This window comes from Kaistia algarum (genome assembly GCF_026343945.1).
GTDB lineage: Bacteria > Pseudomonadota > Alphaproteobacteria > Rhizobiales > Kaistiaceae > Kaistia > Kaistia algarum.
Genome location: NZ_JAPKNJ010000001.1, coordinates 1,674,141 through 1,693,591, shown reverse-complemented (window position 1 = coordinate 1,693,591; position 19,451 = coordinate 1,674,141). Strand labels below are relative to the sequence as shown.

Annotated in this window: 17 protein-coding genes; 10 read left to right on the top strand and 7 right to left on the bottom strand. The window is 64.8% G+C overall.

Annotated features, from left to right (window positions below):
* Position 1: 1 nt before the first annotated feature.
* Complete coding sequence (locus OSH05_RS08265) at positions 2-3,322, bottom strand: transglutaminase family protein (protein ID WP_104220707.1); 3,321 nt, start codon at positions 3,320-3,322, stop codon at positions 2-4.
* A gap of 115 nt (positions 3,323-3,437) precedes the next feature.
* Positions 3,438-4,409: an isopenicillin N synthase family dioxygenase gene (locus OSH05_RS08260; protein WP_104220706.1), complete on the bottom strand. Its 972-nt coding sequence runs from the start codon at positions 4,407-4,409 to the stop codon at positions 3,438-3,440.
* Between the two features lie 53 nt (positions 4,410-4,462).
* Here OSH05_RS08260 and OSH05_RS08255 point away from each other — a divergent pair, with 53 nt between their 5' ends.
* Positions 4,463-5,470: a heparan-alpha-glucosaminide N-acetyltransferase gene (locus tag OSH05_RS08255; protein WP_104220705.1), complete on the top strand. Its 1,008-nt coding sequence runs from the start codon at positions 4,463-4,465 to the stop codon at positions 5,468-5,470.
* Between the two features lie 21 nt (positions 5,471-5,491).
* On the opposite strand, the gene OSH05_RS08250 is transcribed toward OSH05_RS08255, so the two are convergent.
* Complete coding sequence (locus tag OSH05_RS08250; protein ID WP_104220704.1) at positions 5,492-5,923, bottom strand: RbsD/FucU family protein; 432 nt, start codon at positions 5,921-5,923, stop codon at positions 5,492-5,494.
* A gap of 194 nt (positions 5,924-6,117) precedes the next feature.
* Here OSH05_RS08250 and OSH05_RS08245 point away from each other — a divergent pair, with 194 nt between their 5' ends.
* The 6 genes from OSH05_RS08245 to OSH05_RS08220 all read left to right on the top strand — a co-directional run bounded on the left by OSH05_RS08245 (position 6,118) and on the right by OSH05_RS08220 (position 11,330).
* Positions 6,118-6,549, top strand: a complete 432-nt coding sequence (locus OSH05_RS08245; protein WP_104220703.1) for an RrF2 family transcriptional regulator — start codon at positions 6,118-6,120, stop codon at positions 6,547-6,549.
* Between the two features lie 145 nt (positions 6,550-6,694).
* The gene (locus tag OSH05_RS08240; RefSeq protein ID WP_104220702.1) at positions 6,695-7,732 is read left to right on the top strand and encodes a sulfate ABC transporter substrate-binding protein; all 1,038 of its coding nucleotides are present in this window, start codon (positions 6,695-6,697) and stop codon (positions 7,730-7,732) included.
* A 6-nt stretch (positions 7,733-7,738) separates the two neighbouring features.
* The gene (cysT, locus tag OSH05_RS08235; protein WP_104220701.1) at positions 7,739-8,587 is read left to right on the top strand and encodes a sulfate ABC transporter permease subunit CysT; all 849 of its coding nucleotides are present in this window, start codon (positions 7,739-7,741) and stop codon (positions 8,585-8,587) included.
* The gene (gene cysW / locus OSH05_RS08230; protein WP_104220700.1) at positions 8,580-9,461 is read left to right on the top strand and encodes a sulfate ABC transporter permease subunit CysW; all 882 of its coding nucleotides are present in this window, start codon (positions 8,580-8,582) and stop codon (positions 9,459-9,461) included. The genes cysT and cysW overlap by 8 nt, the downstream gene beginning before the upstream one ends.
* A 10-nt stretch (positions 9,462-9,471) precedes the next feature.
* Positions 9,472-10,563 carry a sulfate/molybdate ABC transporter ATP-binding protein gene (locus tag OSH05_RS08225; protein WP_104220699.1) on the top strand — a complete coding sequence of 364 codons (1,092 nt, stop codon included), beginning with the start codon at positions 9,472-9,474 and terminating at the stop codon, positions 10,561-10,563.
* A 77-nt stretch (positions 10,564-10,640) separates the two neighbouring features.
* On the top strand, positions 10,641-11,330 hold the full coding sequence (locus OSH05_RS08220; protein WP_104220698.1) for a D-lyxose/D-mannose family sugar isomerase: 690 nt from the start codon (positions 10,641-10,643) through the stop codon (positions 11,328-11,330).
* A 7-nt stretch (positions 11,331-11,337) separates the two neighbouring features.
* Here OSH05_RS08220 and OSH05_RS08215 read toward each other — a convergent pair whose 3' ends face one another.
* The 4 genes from OSH05_RS08215 to OSH05_RS08200 all read right to left on the bottom strand — a co-directional run bounded on the left by OSH05_RS08215 (position 11,338) and on the right by OSH05_RS08200 (position 16,893).
* Entirely contained in the window at positions 11,338-12,105 is a 768-nt protein-coding gene (locus tag OSH05_RS08215; RefSeq protein WP_207778807.1) for a siderophore-interacting protein, read from the bottom strand.
* 73 nt (positions 12,106-12,178) lie between these two features.
* Complete coding sequence (locus tag OSH05_RS08210; protein WP_104220697.1) at positions 12,179-13,891, bottom strand: MFS transporter; 1,713 nt, start codon at positions 13,889-13,891, stop codon at positions 12,179-12,181.
* A 290-nt stretch (positions 13,892-14,181) separates the two neighbouring features.
* Positions 14,182-14,490, bottom strand: a complete 309-nt coding sequence (locus tag OSH05_RS08205) for an antibiotic biosynthesis monooxygenase family protein (RefSeq protein WP_104220696.1) — start codon at positions 14,488-14,490, stop codon at positions 14,182-14,184.
* Between the two features lie 153 nt (positions 14,491-14,643).
* A complete protein-coding gene (locus OSH05_RS08200) occupies positions 14,644-16,893 on the bottom strand; it encodes a TonB-dependent hemoglobin/transferrin/lactoferrin family receptor (protein WP_165801684.1) in 2,250 nt (749 codons plus the stop codon).
* A 277-nt stretch (positions 16,894-17,170) separates the two neighbouring features.
* Between OSH05_RS08200 and hemP the strand changes: the two genes are divergently transcribed.
* Genes hemP through OSH05_RS08185 form a run of 3 tightly spaced genes read left to right on the top strand, consistent with a single transcriptional unit; the run spans position 17,171 to position 19,444 of the window.
* Positions 17,171-17,356, top strand: a complete 186-nt coding sequence (hemP, locus tag OSH05_RS08195) for a hemin uptake protein HemP (protein WP_207778806.1) — start codon at positions 17,171-17,173, stop codon at positions 17,354-17,356.
* Between the two features lie 13 nt (positions 17,357-17,369).
* Positions 17,370-18,365, top strand: a complete 996-nt coding sequence (locus OSH05_RS08190) for a heme/hemin ABC transporter substrate-binding protein (RefSeq protein WP_266352119.1) — start codon at positions 17,370-17,372, stop codon at positions 18,363-18,365.
* A complete protein-coding gene (locus OSH05_RS08185; protein ID WP_104220693.1) occupies positions 18,365-19,444 on the top strand; it encodes a FecCD family ABC transporter permease in 1,080 nt (359 codons plus the stop codon). Before OSH05_RS08190 ends, OSH05_RS08185 begins: the two co-directional genes overlap by 1 nt.
* Positions 19,445-19,451: the final 7 nt, after the last annotated feature.

The following is a 19,451-nucleotide window of genomic DNA, read 5'->3' as shown; positions in this document are numbered from 1 at the left end:
CTCAAATGCCGGCGGGCCGGCGCAAATCGAGTGTCACAGGGAACTCGGCCGTTGGCGCTTCCGCGGGTGGCAGATAAGTGCCCGCCGTATGCCCCATGGATTCGAACCGGGCGAGGCGCCGGGCCTCTGCCTCGTAGGAATTGACCGGGAACGTATCGTAGTTGCGGCCGCCCGGATGGGCGACATGATAGACGCAGCCGCCGACCGACCGGTTCGACCAAGTATCGACTATATCGAAGGTCAAGGGAGCATGGACCGGAATCGTCGGATGCAGTCCCGAGGCCGGCTGCCACGCCTTGAAGCGTACGCCGGCGACATAGCTGCCTGCCGTCCCCGTCGACGTCATCGGCATGCGGCGGCCATTGCAGGAGATGACGTGCCGGCGCGGCTCGAAGCCGGCAGCCTTGACCTCGATGCGCTCGACCGAGCTGTCGACATAGCGGACCGTGCCACCGATCGCACCCTCCTCGCCGAGCACATGCCAGGGCTCCAGCGCCTGGCGCAGCTCCAGCCGCACACCCTGCTGCTCGATCGCACCGAAGAACGGGAAGCGGAATTCGCGCTGTGCCTCGAACCAGAGCGGATCGAAGGCGTAGCCGGCGTTACGCAGATCGCCGAGTACGCCGAGGAAATCGGACCAGACGAAATGTGGAAGCATGAAGCGGTCATGCAACTGCGTGCCCCAGCGCATCAGCGAGCCCTGCTGCGGCGACTTCCAGAACCAGGAGATGAGCGCCCGGACCAGCAATTGCTGCGCGAGGCTCATGCGGTAGTCCGGCGGCATTTCAAAGGAGCGGAATTCGACGAGGCCGAGGCGGCCGGTCGGGCCGTCGGGCGAATAGAGCTTGTCGATGCAGATCTCGGCCCGGTGCGTATTGCCGGTGACATCGACGAGCAGGTTGCGGAATAGCCGGTCGACCAGCCACGGCGGCGGGGGCGCGCCCCAGCCCGGCGCCGGTACCTTCGACATGGCGATCTCGAGTTCGTAGAGGCTGTCGTGCCGCGCCTCGTCGATTCGCGGCGCCTGGCTCGTCGGCCCGATGAAGAGGCCGGAGAACAGGTAGGAGAGCGAGGGATGGCGCTGCCAGTAGAGCACCAGGCTCTTCAGCAGGTCGGGCCGTCTCAGGAACGGGCTGTCGGCCGGATGCGCACCGCCCACCACGACGTGGTTGCCGCCCCCGGTGCCGGTGTGGCGTCCGTCCGTCATGAACTTTTCCGTGCCGAGCCGGGATAGCCGCGCCTCCTCATAGAGATCGCGCGTCGTCGCAACGCACTGCGTCCAGTCGGCCGAGGGGTGGATGTTGACCTCGATGACGCCCGGATCCGGCGTCACCTTGATGACGTCGAGGCGCGGGTCGATCGGCGGCGGGTAGCCCTCGACGTGGACGGTGAGGCCCAGTTCTTTCGCGCTTGCCTCGACCGAGGCGATAAGCTCCAGATAATCCTCAAGCCGCTCGGTCGGCGGCATAAACACGCAGAGCCGGCCATCGCGGGGCTCTATGGCGATCGCCGTTCGTACGGAGAGGCCGCCGGTGAAATATTGTTCGACCTGCTCGGCCCGGTCCGGATCCTGGCTCGCCTGTCCGGTCCGCGAAACCAGGGCGGCGAGTTCGTCCGGATCGGGAAGGGTGGCGCTGATCGAGCCGGGGTCGCGCTGGATGATGAACGGGTAGGACGAGACCGGCACATAGGGAAGCGAGGCCAGCGGCAGGCGATAGCCAACCGGACTGTCGCCGGGCACGAGGAACATCTTGCCGCGCCGGAGCGGCCATTTTTCCGAAGCCCAGCGTCGCGCGGCCTTGGCCTGCCAGCGCTGCACCGGAAGGATGTAGCCGGAAGCGTTGCCGAGGCCGCGCTCGAAGACGCGCGCGATCCGGGCCCTTGCCTCTGGATCCTCCAGCTTGGAATCGCCGGTGGTGACGTTCTCCGGCAGTTCGGCTTCCTTGAGAATCCAATGCGCTGGATCCTCAAAGGCCGGGATCACGTGATCCTTCGAAATGCCGAGACGCTCGGAAAGGTTAGTCAGGAACGCACCCGCCTGCTCCGACGTGGCGGCCTGCGGGGTCGATTCGACGGCGATCAGGCTCGGATCGCGCCAGATCGGCTTGCCGTCCTTGCGCCAGTACAGCGCGAAGGTCCAGCGCGGCAGGCTTTCGCCGGGATACCATTTGCCCTGCCCGTAATGCAGGAACCCGCCCGGCGCGAAGCGGGTACGCAGGCGGCGGATCAGATCATCGGCCCGCGTCCGCTTGGTCGGGCCGACCGCGGCGGTGTTCCATTCGGCCGCCTGGTAGTCGTCGATCGAAACGAAGGTCGGCTCGCCGCCCATGGTGAGGCGCACGTCGTTCGCGACAAGATCGGCGTCGACCTGATGGCCAAGCGCATCGAGCGCGGCCCAGCTCTCGTCGGAAAAGGGCAGCGTCACGCGCGGCCGCTCCGCGACGCGATCGACCCGCATCTCGAAGTCGAATGAGGTCTCGGTATCCGGATCGGCGGCGAAGCCTCCCGTGATGGGCGCCGCCGAGCGAAAATGCGGCGTGGCGCAGAGGGGGAGGTGACCTTCGCCGGTGAAGAGACCGGAGGTCGGATCCATGCCGATCCAGCCGGCACCGGGCACATAGACCTCGGCCCAGGCATGCAGGTCCGTGAAGTCGACCTCGGTGCCCGAGGGGCCATCGAGCGCGGCGACATCGGGCTTGAGCTGGATCAGATAGCCGGAGACAAACCGGGCGGCGAGCCCCAGATGGCGTAGCGCCTGCACCAGCAGCCAGCCCGAATCGCGACAGGAGCCGGCGCGGGACGACAGTGTTTCCTCCGGCGTCTGGACGCCGGGTTCCATGCGGATCAGATAGCTGATGTCGTGCTGCAGTCGCTGGTTGATGGAAACCAGGAAGTCGACGATCTGCATCGGCCCGCGCGGGATCGAGGCCATGAAGGCCTCGAGCAGCGGTCCGGCGGGTTCGGGCTCAAGATAGGCTGCGAGTTCGACGGCGAGCGAGGGCTCATAGGCGAAGGGGAACTGGTCGGCATAGGGCTCGACGAAGAAATCGAACGGATTGTAGACCTCGAGTTCGGCGAGAAGGTCTATCTCGATCGAAAATTCCTGCGTCTTTTCCGGGAAGACGAACCGGGCCTGCCAGTTGCCGTGCGGGTCTTGCTGCCAGTTCACGAAATGATTGTCGGGCTTCACCTTCAGCGAATAGCTCGGCACCTTCGTCCGGCAATGTGGCGCAGGTCGGAGGCGGACGACCTGCGGACCGAGCGCGACGGGCTTGTCGTAGCTGTAGCGGGTGACGTGGCGGAGCGCGGCGAGGATGGACATCAGCGTTTGCAACTCTTCATAGGCTGGTCGTCGTCGACGGTAGCGGCTAGGCGGGCATCGGAGAAAAAGGGCGGGAAGCTCAGCGCGCGTTCAAGCTCGGCAACCTCACGGCTCATCACTTCACCACCGTGGAGCGGAACTTCGAGGCGAGATATTCGCCAGATCCGACGGAGGGATATTTCGCCCGCTCGCCGGACGAAAGACAGGTTTCGATGCAGGATATCTCGGCGTCCCAGTTCGGCTGGTGGAAAAAAGCGATCGACTGGCGCCGAGCGCTTTTGGCCAGATCGTGGGGAGGGATGGTGACGCGATGCAGCGTCGATTTCCACAGATCATTGGTCCAACGCTGCATCAGATCGCCAATATTGATAACAAAGCTGCCCGCGATCGCAGGGACGCGGTGCCACGCGCCGTCGAGCCCCTTCACTTCGAGTCCGCCCGGCGCGTCCTCCTGCATGAGGATCGTCAGCGAGCCATAGTCGGAATGCTCGCCGGCGCGGAGCTGGCCCGGCAGCGGCGTTTCCGTAACATCGGGATAGTTCAAGAGGCGAAGCGCGCTCGCCTCGCGATCGATGAACCGAGCGAAGTAATCCTCCGGTAATTCGAGGGCGATGGCGAAGAAGCGCATGATTCGGCCCGCGAGTGCCGACATTTCGCGGTAATAGGCCGTCACCGCCTGGCGAAATTCATCGCCGCCGATCGGCCAAGGATTGGCCGAGAACACGAAGGCTTCGGCATCGTCCGCCGGCTTGTGGTCGAGGCGCTGGAACGCCGAGGGGCCGAAGGAAAAGGTCTCCTTGAGATCGGCCGGCTTCACATCGCCCAGCGAGGCGGCGAGGGTTTCGCCCTTGACCGGACTATAGCCATAGGGATAGCCGGGATAGGGCATCGACGCCGTCATCTTCTCGTCCACCGGACGGTCGAAATAGGCTCGTGCGGCGCGCCAGCCATTGTCGACAATGGCCGGGTCCGCGCCATGTCCCGTCACGAGGAAGAAGCCGGTCTCCCGGCATGTCCGGCCGATCGCCTCGCCGATTGCGGCGTCGCCGCTCCTGTCGGAAAGATCGATGATCGGTATGATCGACATAAACGCGTCCTGTTCTTCCTGTTCGCGAGCGAGACTATGAGGACGGCGAGCGAATGGGAACTGCCAATCTTAAGGGCATGCGCATGAACGAGGCAGAATTCCCGCGGCGTATCGCCCTCATTGATGTCATCCGCGGTGTCGCGCTCATCGCGATGGCGGTTTTTCACGGCGCCTGGGACGTCTCTTACTTCAAGCTTCTCGCCTTCGATCCGGGTGAATCGATCGGCTGGACGATCTTCGCCCGGCTGATCGCCGGTACATTCGTGACCGTATCGGGCATCAGCCTGGTTCTGGCGACACGGGGCGGATTTCGGCCGATGCCCTATTTCCGCCGGCTGGCCATGGTCGTCGCGGCGGCCATCGCCGTTTCGGTCGCGACCTATATCCTGCTGCCGGAAGGCTGGGTGTTCTTCGGCATTCTGCACCAGATCGCGCTCGCCAGCGTGCTGGCGCTGCCGTTCCTTCGCTTGCCGAATCTGGGCGTCCTCGTCGCCGCGGCCTTCTTCCTGTTGCTACCTCAGTTTTTCCGCAGCGACATCTTCGCCACGCCGGCGCTCTGGTGGGTTGGTCTCGCCCCGCTGCCGCCGCCCTCGTTCGATTATGTGCCGCTCTTTCCCTGGTTCGGCTGCTTCCTCTTTGGAACGGTGATCGCGCGCTTCGCGCTGGCGAAGAGGTTGGACCGGTGGCTCGCACAATGGTCGCCGCGCCGCTGGCCCGGCCGGGCGCTGGGCTTTGGCGGGCGCCACAGCCTCATCGTCTATCTGGTGCACCAGCCGATCCTGTTCGGCTTCTTCTTCATACTGGCGCATTTTGTTCTGCCCGGAACTGTGGAGAACACGGCGCGGACGGAATGCCGGGCGAGCTGCATGGCGCATGGCTTCGAAAGCGAGGGCTGCGTCGCCTATTGCGGTTGCGTCTATGATTCAGCCGACACGGCGGGGCTGAAGGGCAAGCTGATCTTCGGTTCGCTGTCATCAGCGGAAGGGGTAATCGTCCAGGATATCGTACGCACCTGCTCGGTGAAGGCGCTGGCGCCGCCCGTCAGCGTCCCCGCACCCTGAGGCGCGGGGCGCCGATAGCGTTCACGGATCGATCACGCCCTTCTTCAGGATGACGTTGCCATAAAGGCGCCGTTCGCCGGTAGCGACGATGGCGAAGGCCTGCTTGGCGCGCTCGTAGAAGGCGAAGCGTTCCATCTTGGCGAGCTTGTAGCCCGGATCGCGGCGATCGATCACGGCCTGGAACAAGTCGCAGACCGGCGGCACCGCATCGGGATCGTCGACCACCTGCATGCGGATGGCTGTCTCCAGCGGCGCGAAGCGATCCAGCGGCATCAGGCTGAGGATCGCATCGGTAACACGGACAGCGTCGTGTCCGTCGAGACGGATCAGCCGCTTCGCCATGGCCAGCGCCGGGAAATTGGCGTCGACGACGACGATCTCGTCGCCGTGGCCCATGGCCTGAAGCGTGAAGAGAAGATCCGGCCCGAGGATGGGGTCGATACCGCGCAGCATGAAGGTTTCCTCCGGCGGCGTCCTGCCGCTCTCGTTAAGGCGACCTCTTGGCCGCGGGGAGGGAGATGGGACAGGCAAAATCGCCCCCCGTCAACCGCTTCGCGGCATCCGTTGACCTCGCGCGTTTCCATGGGCCAGCCGATCCGCTATGAGAGGGAAACGCTCCTCGACTGTGCCACGGCACCGGACACCGCATGATTTCGCAGAAGGCCAAATATGCTTTCAAGGCGCTGATCCATCTCGCCCGGCAGCCCAAGGGCGCTACGGTCCAGATCGACGACATTGCCCGCGAGGCGGCGGTGCCGCGCAAGTTCCTGGAGCATATCCTCCTCGACCTGAAGCACCGCGGCATGATCGCCAGCCGCCGCGGCCGCTCCGGCGGCTACATCCTCATCAAAGCCGCCGACGAGATCACCATCGGCCAGGTCTTGCGGGCGATCGACGGTCCGATCGCCCCGCTCTCCTGCATCTCGCGAACCGCTTACCAGCCCTGTGCCGATTGTCCGGACGAGGAGAATTGCGGCGTCAGGCGGATGTTCGCCGCGCCCTATGCGGCCCAGCTTGTCCTGTTCGACGCCACGACGCTAGCCGATGCGCTGCGAACGGAGGGTGCGGACGAGCTCTAGGCACGCCAGCTCCCTTGTTTCAGAATCATTCCATTTCCAGGAATGATTTTCTCATTCATGCTATCCGCGACCGATCACCGTGGTTTGAAATAGTCGACTGTTCATGTCGAGATAGGGTTGGATATCGACCTTGGGAGTTCCCAGCATGATCGACAAGGCTTTCACTCTGACCCGTCGGCACGGCCTCATCGCCGCAGTTGCCCTTTCCGTGACGGCGTTCGCCGCCCCGGCGCTTGCTGACACGACGCTCCTCAACGTCAGCTACGATCCGACCCGCGAACTCTACAAGGCTTATGACGAAGCCTTCGCGGCGTACTGGAAGGAAAAGACCGGCGAGACCGTGACGATTGAGCAGTCCCATGGTGGATCAGGTGCACAGGCTCGCGCCGTGATCGACGGTCTGGAGGCTGATGTGGTGACGTTGGCGCTCGCGGCAGACATCGACGCGATCGCCAAGAAGACCGGCAAGGTACCTGCCGACTGGGCCACCAAGCTACCCGACAATTCGACGCCCTATACGTCGACGATCGTCTTCCTCGTCCACAAGGGCAATCCGAAGGGCATCAAGGACTGGGATGATCTGATCAAGGACGGCGTCCAGGTGATCACGCCCAATCCGAAGACCTCCGGCGGCGCACGCTGGAACTATCTCGCTGCGTGGGCCTATGCGAACGAGACGTTCGGCGGCGACGAAGCCAAGACCCGCGACTATGTCGGCAAATTGTTCCAGCACGTCCCGGTGCTCGATACCGGTGCCCGCGGCTCGACCACGACCTTCGTCCAGCGCGGCATCGGCGACGTTCTGCTCTCCTGGGAGAACGAAGCCTTCCTCGCGCAGAAGGAACTGGGACCCGACCAGTTCGAGATCGTGGTGCCGTCGATTTCGATCAAGGCGGAGCCGCCGGTCGCCCTCGTTCAGGGCAATTCCGACAAGAAGGGCACGACCAAGGTCGCGCAGGCCTATCTCGACTATCTCTACAGCGACCCGGCGCAGAAGATCATCGCCAAGAATTTCTATCGGCCGGCCAAGCCCTCCGCTGTCGATCCTGCCGATCTGAAGCTTTTCCCCGAGGTCAAGCTGGTCACGATCGACGATCCGCAATTCGGCGGCTGGGCCAAGGTACAGCCGACGCATTTCGCCGATGGCGGCGTCTTCGACCAGATCTACAAGCCGGGCCAATAGGCGTCGATGGCGAACGCAGCTTCCTTTGCTTGGCGCAAGCCGAGTGTCATCCCAGGCTTCGGGCTGACACTCGGCTTCGCCTTGCTGTATCTATCCCTGATCGTCCTGGTTCCACTCGTCGGCCTCGTCGCCAAGACGGCCAGTCTCGGATGGCCACAGTTCTGGGCGATCGCTACCGATCCGCGCACGCTGGCGGCCCTTCGACTTTCCTTCGGCGCCTCCGCGGTGGCCGCCGGCATCAACGCCGTCTTCGGCCTGATCGTCGCGTGGGTGCTGGTCCGGTATGAATTCCCCGGCAAGCGCATCATCGATGCGATGGTCGACCTGCCCTTTGCGCTGCCGACCGCCGTGGCCGGCATCGCGCTGACTGCCATCTATTCCCCGAATGGCTGGATCGGCGTCTACGCGGCGAAGCTTGGAATCAAGATCGCCTATACGCCGATCGGCATCTTCATCGCCCTCGTCTTCATCGGCCTGCCCTTCGTCGTGCGGACGGTTCAGCCGGTGATCGAGGACATGGATCGCGAGATCGAGGAGATGGCGGCGACGCTGGGCGCGAACCGGTTCAAGACCGTCTTCCGCGTCGTCCTCCCGACGCTCGTGCCCGCCCTGCTGACCGGCTTCGCCTTGGCCTTTGCCCGCGCCGTCGGTGAGTATGGCTCGGTGATCTTCATCGCAGGCAACATTCCTTATGTCTCGGAAATCGCGCCGCTCCTCATCGTGATCCGCCTGACCGAGTTCAACTACGCCGCGGCGACCGCGATCGCGACCATCATGCTGGGACTATCCTTCGTGCTGCTGTTCGCGATCAATTTGCTGCAGGCCTGGAGCCGCAGGAGGCTTGGACATGGCTGACGCCGCTCTCGGCCGGCCAGAAGGCGCCGGCAACTTCGAATCGCCGGCGACGGAACGGCGCTGGGTGCGCATCGTGCTGACCCTCGTCGCCATCGCCTTTCTGGCGCTGTTCCTGTTCCTGCCGCTCGTCTCGGTGTTCTACGAGGCCTTCCGGGCCGGGTTTTCCGCCTTCCTGCGCTCGGTCGCCGAGCCGGAAACGGCCTCGGCCATCCGCCTGACGCTGCTCGTCGCCGCTTTTTCGGTTCCGGCCAATATCGTCTTCGGCCTCGCCGCGTCCTGGGCGATCGCCAAGTTCGAGTTCAAGGGCAAGAGCTTCCTGATCACGCTGATCGACCTGCCCTTTTCCATCTCGCCGGTCACCTCGGGCCTCATCTATGTGTTGATGTTCGGCGCGCAGGGCTATCTCGGTCCCTGGCTCTCCGACCACGGCATCCGGATCATCTTCGCCGTGCCGGGCATCGTTCTGGCCACGATCTTCGTCACCTTCCCCTTCGTCGCGCGCGAACTGATCCCGATCATGCAGTCGCAGGGCAATCAGGACGAGGAGGCAGCGCTGTCGCTGGGCGCGAGCGGCTGGAAGACGTTCGTCCGGGTGACGCTCCCGAACGTCAAATGGGCACTGCTCTATGGCGTGCTGCTCTGCAACGCCCGCGCCATGGGCGAATTCGGAGCGGTTTCCGTGGTCTCAGGCCACATTCGCGGCAAGACCAATACCATGCCGCTACAGGTCGAGATTCTCTACAACGAGTATAATTTCGGCGCTGCCTTCGCCGTCGCATCGCTGCTGGCGCTGCTCGCCCTCTTTACACTCATCGTCAAGTCGGTCTTGGAATGGCATTATGCCGACGAGATCGCCGCGACCCGACGCCACTAAGGTGAGATCCATGAACGCGATCACTTCGGTCGATCAGGAGCGGTCGATCGCGCTCGGCGAGCCTGTCGACGTGACGATCGAGAACGTCGTCAAGGCGTTCGGAGAGACTCCGGCTCTGCATGGCGTGTCGCTCGACGTGAAGGCGGGCGAGCTGGTGGCGCTGCTCGGCCCCTCCGGTTCGGGCAAGACGACGTTGCTGCGCATCCTCGCCGGTCTCGATGCGCCGACCGAGGGCCGCGTGCTCTTCGGCGGCGACGACGCGCTCGGCCTGCCGGTGCAGCATCGCAATATCGGCTTCGTGTTCCAGCACTATGCGCTGTTCCGTCATATGACGGTGTTCGACAACATCGCGTTCGGCCTCACCGTGCGTTCCCGTGCCGACCGGCCGGGCAAGGCGGAAATCCGACGGCGCGTGCTCGGCCTCCTCGATCTCGTGCAGCTTTCAGGCCTCGACAAGCGCTATCCGGCACAGCTTTCGGGCGGCCAGCGCCAGCGCGTCGCGCTGGCCCGCGCCCTCGCGATCGAACCGCGCGTGCTGCTGCTCGACGAACCCTTCGGTGCACTCGATGCCCAGGTGCGCAAGGATCTCCGCCGCTGGCTGCGCGAAATCCACGATCGCACCGGCCATACGACCTTTTTCGTCACGCACGACCAGGAAGAGGCGCTGGAACTGGCCGACCGCGTCGTGGTCATGTCCAAGGGCCGCATCGAACAGGTGGGCACGGCGGACGAGATCTACGATTCGCCTGCGACCCCCTTCGTCTTCAGCTTCATCGGCGAATCCTCGCTTCTTCCGGTCGCCATCGTCGGCGGCGAGGCACAGCTCGATGGCGAGCCGCTGGGTCTGTCGGCGCCTGGAACGAGTGCCGGCGTCGCGACGCTCGGCTTTCGCCCGCATGACATCACCATCATCGACGATGGCAGTCCGGCGATTCGCGGGCGCATCGTCGCCGAGCGGCGTCATGGTGCGCGGCGGCGGCTTGACCTCGAAGTGGGCAGCGGTCGCCATCGCGCCGAGATCGACGTTGCCGTCGATCAGGCGCGTCGCGTCGGCGACCCGATCGCCTTCCGCCCGGATCGCTGGCGCATCTTCCCGGCCTGATCGCCTCTTTTCCGCCAGCGTGGTTCCGAATAGTCTCGCCCAGCCGAAAACGGACGGCGGGTCTTGGAGGAAAAACCATGAAGCGATCGCGCGTGAACGAGATCATGCAGGAGGCGGATGAGTTCATCCGTTCGTTCGGCTTCCTGCTGCCGCCGTTCGCCTATTGGACGCCGGAAGAGTTCAAGCGCAATCGCGCCAATGCGAGGGGCGTGATCGACGCGCGCCTTGGCTGGGACATCACCGACTACGGCAAGGAAAAGTTCGACGAGCTCGGCCTCTTCCTGTTCACCGTGCGCAACGGCAACCAGGCGGACCTCGCGACCGGCCGCGGCATGCTCTATGCCGAGAAGATCATGATCTCGCGCCAGGACCAGCTCTCGCCGATGCACCGGCATAATCTGAAGGCCGAGGACATCATCAATCGCGGCGGCGGCACGCTGACGCTGGAATTGTTCATGCCCGATGCCGAAGGCAATATCGACCGCAACGCCGAAGTGACCGTGCCGACCGATGGCGTCGTCCGCAAGCTGCCGGCCGGCGGCATCCTCCGCCTCGATCCGGGCGAGAGCGTCACGCTGCTGCCGGGCGTCTGGCACGCTTTCTGGGGCGAAGGTGCCGACGTGCTCATCGGCGAGGTGTCGACGGTCAATGACGATTTGACCGACAATGTCTTCGCGGAGCCGATCGGCCGTTTTGCGCAGATCGAGGAGGATGTCGAGCCGATGCATCTCCTCGTGGCCGATTACGGAACGTGGCTCAAGGACTGAGGGCCGCTCAGTCCTCGATCCGCTCATGCGCATCGGCCTCGCCGCGCTTCCAGTATCCGGCGGCCTTCATCCATGATTCCAGATGGCCGCGCTCTTCGGTCAGATAGCGGCGCACGGCGCGGGCGACGTTCGTCTCGGCCGCAATGAAGATGAAACCGTCGCCGGGCGGAAGAGGCTGTCCGGCGAGAAGGGCGATGAAAGCGGCGGCGTCATCGGTGCCGGCTTCGCTGCGGAGGCTCCAGAGCGTAGTCCAGTCGGCCTTCGTCTCGATCGCCTGACGCTCAGATGCATCCGCAATCGCGATCGCCGTCAGGATCGGGAGGCCCGGCCGGGCCTCCTCCAGCCAGCGGCCAATCGCCGGAAGTGCCGTCTCGTCGCCGATCAGCCAGTACCAGTCGAAATCGTCGGCAACGACCGCTGATCCGCGCGGGCCACCGATCTCCAGCGGGTCGCCAATCCGCGCCCCGGCCGCAAAGCTCGTGGCCGGGCCTGCCTCATGCAAGGCGAAATCGATCACCAGCGTGCCGGCCTCGCGGTCGAAGCGGCGCGGCGTGAAATCGCGCATCTGCGGACCTTCAGGCGCTGCGAAGAACAGCTTGATGTGGTCATCGGGCGCGAGGCTCTCGAAGCCCTCCATCGTGTCGGCCGAGAAAGTGATCCGCCGCATGCGGGGCGTCACATCCTCGATCGCCTTGACCGTCAGCAGACGGCGCCGCGTTTCATGGCGCACGCGGCGGGCCGCGTGGCGCTGTTCGGTTCCAATATCCATGGCCATTCGGCCTCCAAATCATTCTTACGATATAGCGTAAGATATATATCGAAGGGCACTCAGGCAAGCGAAAGTGACATCATTCAGCGGCGGTCGCCGGGCTTGGCGCCGCTTCGTCGGCATGCACATAGCGCCCGCCAGCCATCCACGACGCGGCGGCGGCCAGGAGGTTGAGGATCAGCGAGAAGGTGAAGGCGAAGACCAGCCCATGCATGAATGGCTCGGCCAGGAGATGCGGGAAGAAGGTCTTGCCGGTGATGACCGCGACACTCTCCTGCGGCAGCGAGGCAAGCGAGGCGGCCGGGATCAGTTCGCCCATCGGATTGTAACCGAGGAAGGCGGCAAAGAGGCTCGCGACTGCCGGTGCAGAAGCCGCATGGCTGGCGATGTCGGCCGGCACCTTCTGGGCGATCAGCGCTGCTTCCATCGATTGCGGCAGCATTTCGGTCAGCCCGGCGATCATCAGGCTGAAGAAGATGCCGATCGACAGCACCTGCCCGGAATTCAGGGTCGTCGCCCGCATGCCGGCGGCCTGACCGCGTTCGGCGGCGGGAACCGAATTCATGATCGCGGTCGAGTTCGGCGCGATGAAGAGGCCGGAGCCGAGGCCGTTCAGGAACAGGAGGAGGGCGAAGAGCGGATAGGAGAAGTCGGGCGGCAGCTCCATGAGCGCGGCGAAAGAGATCGCGCCGATGATCATGCCGCCGACGGCGAAGGGCCGGGCGCCGTGATGGTCGGAGAGATAGCCGGAGACGGGTGTCGCGACGAGGAAGCCGAGCGTCAGCGGCAGCATGAAGATGCCGGCCCAGAGCGGGGTCTCCTCGAAGGAGTAGCCATGCAGCGGCAGCCAGATGCCCTGCAGCCAGATAATCAGCATGAACTGCAGCCCGCCGCGGCCGATGGCGGCGAAGAGGCTGGCGAGATTGCCGGCCGTGAAGGCGCGGATGCGGAAGAGATTGAGATCGAACATCGGAAAGGCGACGCGCCGCTCGACGAAGACGAAGGCGACGAGGAGCGCCACGCCGACCACCAGCAGGCCGACGACTTCCGGGCTGGTCCAGGCCATGGCGTGGGCGCCATAGGGCTGGATGCCCTCGGTGATGGCGATGAGGATCAGGATGAGGCCAATGCCGAACGTCGCGTTGCCGAGCCAGTCGACCGGGCGATGGCGCGGCGGGATGCGGTCGCGCAGCCGCCAATAGGCCCAGGCGGTGCCGATGACGCCGATGGGAACGCTGATCCAGAAGACGAGGTGCCAGTCGATATCCGCCAGCAGGCCGCCAATGACGAGGCCGAGGAAGGATCCGCCGATCGCCGCGATGGTGTTGATGCCGAGCGCGAGGCCGCGCTGGTGGGTCGGGAAAGCATCGGTCAGGAGCGCCGTCGAATTCGCCATCAGCATGGCGCCGCCGACGCCCTGCGCGATGCGCACGAAGATCAGGTACCAGGCGGCAAAAGCGCCATCCCCCGGCATGAAGCTGAGCGCGATGGCAGCGATGGTGAAGATCAGGAACCCGGCATTATAGACCCGCGCCCGGCCGAGGCTGTCGCCGAGACGCCCGAAGGCGACGACGAGCACAGAGGTCGCGACCATGTAGCCCATGATCGACCAGAGCAGGATGTTGACGTTGGACGGCTCCAGCGGCTTCAGCCCGATGCCGCGGAAGATCGCCGGCAGGCTGATCAGCAGGATCGAGCCGTTGATCGAGGCAGCGAGCATGCCGAGCGTCGTATTGCTGAGCACGACCCATTTGTAGTTGGGGCCAAGGGCCTTGTGGTGTCTGTGGACCATGGTGCGCTTCCATCGAAGCCGGGGGCGGCCCACCCTCGCAATCGATGGCGACCGGCCCGAAGGCGACTGATATAATAATGATGACTTATTATCAGTCTTGTCACTAAGTGACAATCCGGGCGGCGGGACGCGCCGTTCACAGGACCGTGTCCTGCGTCCGGAGGCACGTCGGGGCGCGCGACCGCGAGACGACGCGCTGCGAGGGCTGGCCATGGCCTTCCCAAAACAAAAGGGCCTCTCCGCCCGGTTTCGGCAGAGAGGCCCGTTTCAGCATCGCGAAGCTGGCGGCGTCAGACGCCTTCGACCGTCTCGAAGCCTTCGAAAACCGGATGGCCGATGAACATCGGCTTGCGGTCGCCCGCACCCTTGTGGGCCTTGCGGAACTGCTCGGATTTCGTCCAGGCGACGAAATCGTCCTTCGTCTTCCAGATCGTGTGCGAGGAATAGAGCGTGTGGTCCTCCGCTTCCGGTCCCTTCAGGAGATGGAAGTCGATGTAGCCTTCCAGTTCGTTCAGATGGCGGTCGCGCGTGCGCCAGACCTCCTCGAAGTCGGCCTCCGACCCCTTGATGACCTGAAAGCGGTTCATGGCGATATACATTTCACAATTCCTTTTGCGTGCCGGTCGGGTGCGTCGGGACGGTGCAGTCGCATCGACCCTGAAAAGTCGAGGAGGGAAGACGTCTTGCGCCTTCCCTCCCCTTGGCAGGGCGGGCGTCACCACACCACCCAGCCTGCCGTTCTCGCGAGCCTCTTAGAACTGATAGGTCAGGTTGACGCGGTAATTGCGTCCCGGCTCGGAATAGTAGTCGAGGTTGGAGCTGCTCGCGGTGACCGTCGTCGGGACGTCGAGCGCGTTCCAGTACTTCTCGTCGAAGATGTTGAAGACGCCGGCCTGGAGGCGCAGGCCCTCGACCTGCTTCGGCTGCCACCAGACCGTCCAGTCGGCGACCGCATAGCCAGGCGTCTGATAGGCGGCTGACGTCTGCGCATCGAGCGCGGCCGCGGTGATGAGAACGTCGGTGCCCCAGTCTTCCGTGAAGTAGCCAAGGCCGACGATGCCCTTCACTGGCGGTACCGAGTCGAGCCAGGTGCCGTTGGCGAGGTCCTGTCCGACCATCCAGGCGACGGAGCCCCAGGTCTTCCAGTTCTCGGCGAACTGCCAGTTGGCGCGTGCCTCGATGCCGTAGATGTTGACGCTCTCGAGGTTGACGTAGCGCGTCACGCCATAGGGGTAATTGGCCAGCGGATAGCCCGCCTCCGCCGCCTCGGTCGCCGTCAGCGACTTGGCGTCGATGAAGTTCTTGTAGAAATTGTTGAAGAGCGAGACGCCGCCGCCGAGTTCACGATCTCCGAACTTCACGCCGGCCTCGTAGCCAGACCCTTCCTGCGGCTTCAGGTCGGGATTGCCGAGCGCGACATAGGCGCCGGCTCCGCCATAGGTCAGGTAGAGCTGGGCCGGGGTCGGCGCGGTGAAGGACTGCGCCCACTGCGCGTAGAAGGAGACATCCTTGGTGGCCTGCCAGGTGCCGAGCAGGCTCGGCGACAGCTTGGAACCGGACGATTCCGCCGGAAGACCTTTATAGGCCGCGTTGGCACTATAGCCTTCCGTCGCCTGCGGAACCTGCTCGAACCAGTCGTAGCGCAGGCCGGGGGTGATGGTCAGCTGGTCGTTCAGGGCGATGTCGTCCCGGACCCAGGCGGCGAAGGTCGTGCCGTCGGCATCGGGCGAATCGGCCTGGTTGGTGTGGAGCTGCGAGCAGGTCGAGCGCGGCGCAGGATTGGCCGGGCAGCTGTCGACGCCATAGGAATATTGCGTCGTGTTGGTCAGGTAGATCTCGCCGCCAAAGGTCAGGCTGTTCTGGTAGCCGGCGACGTCGAACTTCTTGTTGCCCCAGCCCTTCAGCCCGTATTCCTCGATCTCGTTGGTGTTCTGGCGGACATAGGGCCCGATCACCGAGGTCGTGCGGTAGGCGTCGGTGCCGGATTCCTGCTGGACGTTCTGCCAGTAGGCGATCATCTGGCCGCCATCCAGGAAGCCGCCACCCTCTTCCGGCTTGTAGTCATAGGTGAGCGAGACGCGCTGGCGCTCGGCCACCTCGCTTCCGGTATAGTCGCCCGGCCGATAATTGCCCGTGGTCGACTGGCTGGTCATGACGTCCGTGGTCGAATCATATTTGAACGTCTCGGCCGCCAGCGTCAGCTCATGCCCGCCATCGAAGCGCTGGCTCAGCTTGCCGAGCAGGCTGTACTGGTCGAAGTCCATGGGGTTGGCTTCGGTGCGCGCCGTGCCATAGCCCCCGACCGTGCCCATGGTCTCGGTCTCATGGCCGTTCGTGTAGGACCCCTGGACCAGCACCGATGTATCTTTGATCCGGCCGGCAATGGCGTTCGAGGTAACGAAGCTCTGGTTGGCGCTCGAATAGCTGTTCTTCGTGAGGAAGCCGAAATTGCGGCCCTCGCGGATGATGTCGTCGGCCGACAGCGTGGTCAGTGCCACGATGCCGCCCATGGCGCCGGAGCCGGCGATGCTCGAATCGGCGCCGCGCACCACGTCGATCGTCGACAGAGCGCCGAAGTCGAAGGTGGAGAGACCGCCATTCGTGCCGGTGCGCGCCCCGCCCTCGCCAAGATAGGGAATACGGATCCCGTCAAGCGTCGTCAGCACATTGCCCTGGTCGAGGCCGCGGACATTGATGCTGTTGGTCTGCGACGAGAAAGTGACGCCCGGCTCGGCCCGGTTGGAGAAGGATTGCCAGCTGTCGATGAACCGATCGTTGATCTGCTCGGCCGTAGTGGTTGTGGCCATCGCCGTTCCCTCCTTGGCCGATACGGCCGGGGAGGTGCTGGCGCTCGCGCCGCTGCCTGTAACGACGATCTTCGGCAGGACTGCCGAAGATTCGGTCTCCGTCCCTTCCGCAGCCGTCTTCGCCGCCGATCCCGATTGGGCTTTGGCAGCCGTCGCGGAGAGGGCTGAGATGAGAAGGATGGCCGATCCGGCCATCAAGATTGTCCTGTAGCGCGCGACGCTCATTCGAGCCCCCAATTGCATAGTTCGGGAAGGGCCTGGCTGGCTGTCGGGCCCGCGAGGAGGCGCGGCGGACTGGCGTGCTTGGCGGACCGCCGGCACCGGAGAAGAAGTCCCGTAGCGGCGGATCGAAGCGATGTTTCTCTTGCGGTGATAGGAAAAGATGAGTACGTCAGTCAACTAAATTGTTGCGAATAGCTCGCAACTTAGAACCTGTCAAGACTGCCGCGGGTGCGGCTCAAGGTGAATGCGGATGACGGAAGAAGAAACGGGCGAGCCGACGGCCGCGACCCGTGTTGCGCCCCCGGTTCCCGAGGGCATGCGCGTGGTGCCGAGCGACCAGCTCCTCATGGGCAGCCGCGAGATCGTCATCCGCCATGGCACCGAGGACTACCGGCTGCGCCTCACTCGCGCCGGCAAGCTCATCCTGAACAAGTAAAGGAGACCGGACCGTGCATCTTCCTGTCCATCCGATGATCTTCACCGGCTCGCTGCGCGAGCATCTTCGCCGCCGCGAGGCGCGGCTCGTGCTCGGCTTCGCCGTGGCGATCGCCATCACATTTGGGGCGCTCGTGCAGGCGATCGCGGCGGAGCGGACGGTCCGCGACGCGGCAGGGCGCGACGTCGTGATCGGGGAAGCGAAGCGCATCGTCACCATCGGCGGCGCAGTGACGGAGATCGTCTATGCGCTTGGCGCGGCGGATCGGATCGTCGCTCGCGATTCGACCTCTTTCTATCCGAAGGAAGCGCTGGAGAAGCCCGATGTCGGCTATATGCGGGCGCTCTCCGCCGAAGGCGTGCTGGCGATGAAGCCCGACCTGATCCTCGCCGTCGAGGGCTCCGGCCCGAAGGAGGTGATCGAGATCCTCGAGGCCGCTTCCGTGCCGATGGTCATGGTCCCGGAGCACTACAGCGCTGAAGGCATCGCCGAGAAAGTTCGGCTGATCGCCGCCGTTCTCGGCGAGGAAGCGAAGGGAGAGGCGCTGGCCGGCGATGTCGAGCAGAAATTCGCGGCGCTTTCGACTTCGCTCGCCAAGCTGCCCGAAGCGGATCGCAAGAAGGTCGTGTTCCTGATGAGCATTACCGATGGCCGGCCACTGGCGGCCGGATCGAAGACGGCGGCCGATGCGATCATCCGTCTCGCCGGCGGGGTCAATCCGATGGCGGCGATTCCCGGCTACAAGCCAGCCTCGGACGAGGCGCTCGCCGCCGCCGCGCCTGAGGCCGTCGTCATGATGAACCGGCCAGGCTCGGAGCCGCAGACGCCCGAGAAGCTGTTCGCGGTTGCGGCGCTGGCCGCCACCCCGGCCGCTGCGTCGAAGTCGCTGGTAGTGATGGACGGGCTCTATCTCCTCGGCTTTGGCCCGCGAACCGCCGATGCGGCGCGCGATCTCGCTCACTCCCTCTATCCGGGCCTCTCGCTCCCGGCGAGTACGGCGGCGAACTGATGGCACTGGTTCTCTCAGCGGCCGCGACGGGAGATCGGCGCGGCCGCGCCAGCATCGTGCTGGCAATCCTGGCGGCAGTTCTCGCCGCGACCGTCGTGCTGTCGCTCTGCGTCGGCCCTTCCGGGCTTTCGACGGGCGAAGTCTGGGGGCTGCTCGTCGACGCGGTTTCCGGGCGGGTCGATGCGCTTCAGGGCACCAACCACGTCATCCTCTTCGATATCCGCATTCCGCGCACGCTGCTTGGCGCGCTCGCCGGCGCGGCGCTCGCGGTTGCCGGCGCCATGCTGCAGGGCCTGTTCCGCAACCCGCTCGCCGATCCGGGGCTGGTCGGTGTCTCCTCGGGAGCGGCGCTTGGCGCCGTGCTGGTGATCGTGCTGGGTCCGGCTTTGCTTCTGCCGATCACCGGCTTGCTGAAGATCGGCGCGCTGCCAGTCGCTGCGTTTTTCGGCGGATTTGCCACCACATTCGCGCTTTACGCCATTGCGACTCGGCAAGGGCGCACGTCGGTCGGAACGATGCTGCTCGCCGGCATCGCCATCGGCGCGCTGGCGAGCGCCGTAACCTCCTATCTCGTCTTCCGCTCCGACGATCTGCAACTCCGCGAACTGACATTCTGGTCGATGGGCAGCCTCGGCGGCGCCACCTGGCTGAAGATCCTCATCGCCTCGCCGCCGATTCTCGCCGTTCTGGCGCTGATGCCGTTCATTGCCCGCGGCCTCGACGCGCTGGTGCTGGGGGAAGCGGAGGCGCGCCACCTCGGTATCGACGTTCAGCGGCTGAAGATGCTGGTCGTTTTCGCGGTGGCGCTGGCAGTGGGCGCCGCCGTCGCCTTCTGTGGCGTCATCGGCTTCGTCGGCATCATCGTGCCGCATGTGCTGCGGCTCGCCATCGGGCCGGAGCATCGCACGCTGCTTCCGGGCAGCGCGCTCCTGGGCGCCGCGCTGCTGATCGCGGCGGACATGATCTGCCGCACGATCGTCGCGCCGGCGGAACTGCCGATCGGTATTGTCACGGCCGTCCTCGGCGCGCCCGTCTTCCTCTCCATCCTGCTGCGCCGACGCGGCGTCATCGATCTGTAGACAAATT

What these genes read in the sequence shown, in the direction of transcription:
- OSH05_RS08220 (WP_104220698.1), top strand. Translation starts at nt 10,641, where the DNA reads ATGAAGCGATCGCGCGTGAACGAGATCATGCAGGAGGCGGATGAGTTC.
- OSH05_RS08250 (WP_104220704.1), bottom strand. Translation starts at nt 5,923, where the DNA reads ATGCTGCGCGGTATCGACCCCATCCTCGGGCCGGATCTTCTCTTCACG.
- OSH05_RS08245 (WP_104220703.1), top strand. Translation starts at nt 6,118, where the DNA reads ATGATTTCGCAGAAGGCCAAATATGCTTTCAAGGCGCTGATCCATCTC.
- OSH05_RS08215 (WP_207778807.1), bottom strand. Translation starts at nt 12,105, where the DNA reads ATGGCCATGGATATTGGAACCGAACAGCGCCACGCGGCCCGCCGCGTG.
- OSH05_RS08200 (WP_165801684.1), bottom strand. Translation starts at nt 16,893, where the DNA reads ATGGCCGGATCGGCCATCCTTCTCATCTCAGCCCTCTCCGCGACGGCT.
- OSH05_RS08185 (WP_104220693.1), top strand. Translation starts at nt 18,365, where the DNA reads ATGGCACTGGTTCTCTCAGCGGCCGCGACGGGAGATCGGCGCGGCCGC.
- OSH05_RS08240 (WP_104220702.1), top strand. Translation starts at nt 6,695, where the DNA reads ATGATCGACAAGGCTTTCACTCTGACCCGTCGGCACGGCCTCATCGCC.
- cysW (WP_104220700.1), top strand. Translation starts at nt 8,580, where the DNA reads ATGGCTGACGCCGCTCTCGGCCGGCCAGAAGGCGCCGGCAACTTCGAA.
- OSH05_RS08260 (WP_104220706.1), bottom strand. Translation starts at nt 4,409, where the DNA reads ATGTCGATCATACCGATCATCGATCTTTCCGACAGGAGCGGCGACGCC.
- OSH05_RS08205 (WP_104220696.1), bottom strand. Translation starts at nt 14,490, where the DNA reads ATGTATATCGCCATGAACCGCTTTCAGGTCATCAAGGGGTCGGAGGCC.
- OSH05_RS08210 (WP_104220697.1), bottom strand. Translation starts at nt 13,891, where the DNA reads ATGGTCCACAGACACCACAAGGCCCTTGGCCCCAACTACAAATGGGTC.
- OSH05_RS08225 (WP_104220699.1), top strand. Translation starts at nt 9,472, where the DNA reads ATGAACGCGATCACTTCGGTCGATCAGGAGCGGTCGATCGCGCTCGGC.
- hemP (WP_207778806.1), top strand. Translation starts at nt 17,171, where the DNA reads ATGACGGAAGAAGAAACGGGCGAGCCGACGGCCGCGACCCGTGTTGCG.
- OSH05_RS08255 (WP_104220705.1), top strand. Translation starts at nt 4,463, where the DNA reads ATGGGAACTGCCAATCTTAAGGGCATGCGCATGAACGAGGCAGAATTC.
- OSH05_RS08265 (WP_104220707.1), bottom strand. Translation starts at nt 3,322, where the DNA reads ATGTCCATCCTCGCCGCGCTCCGCCACGTCACCCGCTACAGCTACGAC.
- cysT (WP_104220701.1), top strand. Translation starts at nt 7,739, where the DNA reads ATGGCGAACGCAGCTTCCTTTGCTTGGCGCAAGCCGAGTGTCATCCCA.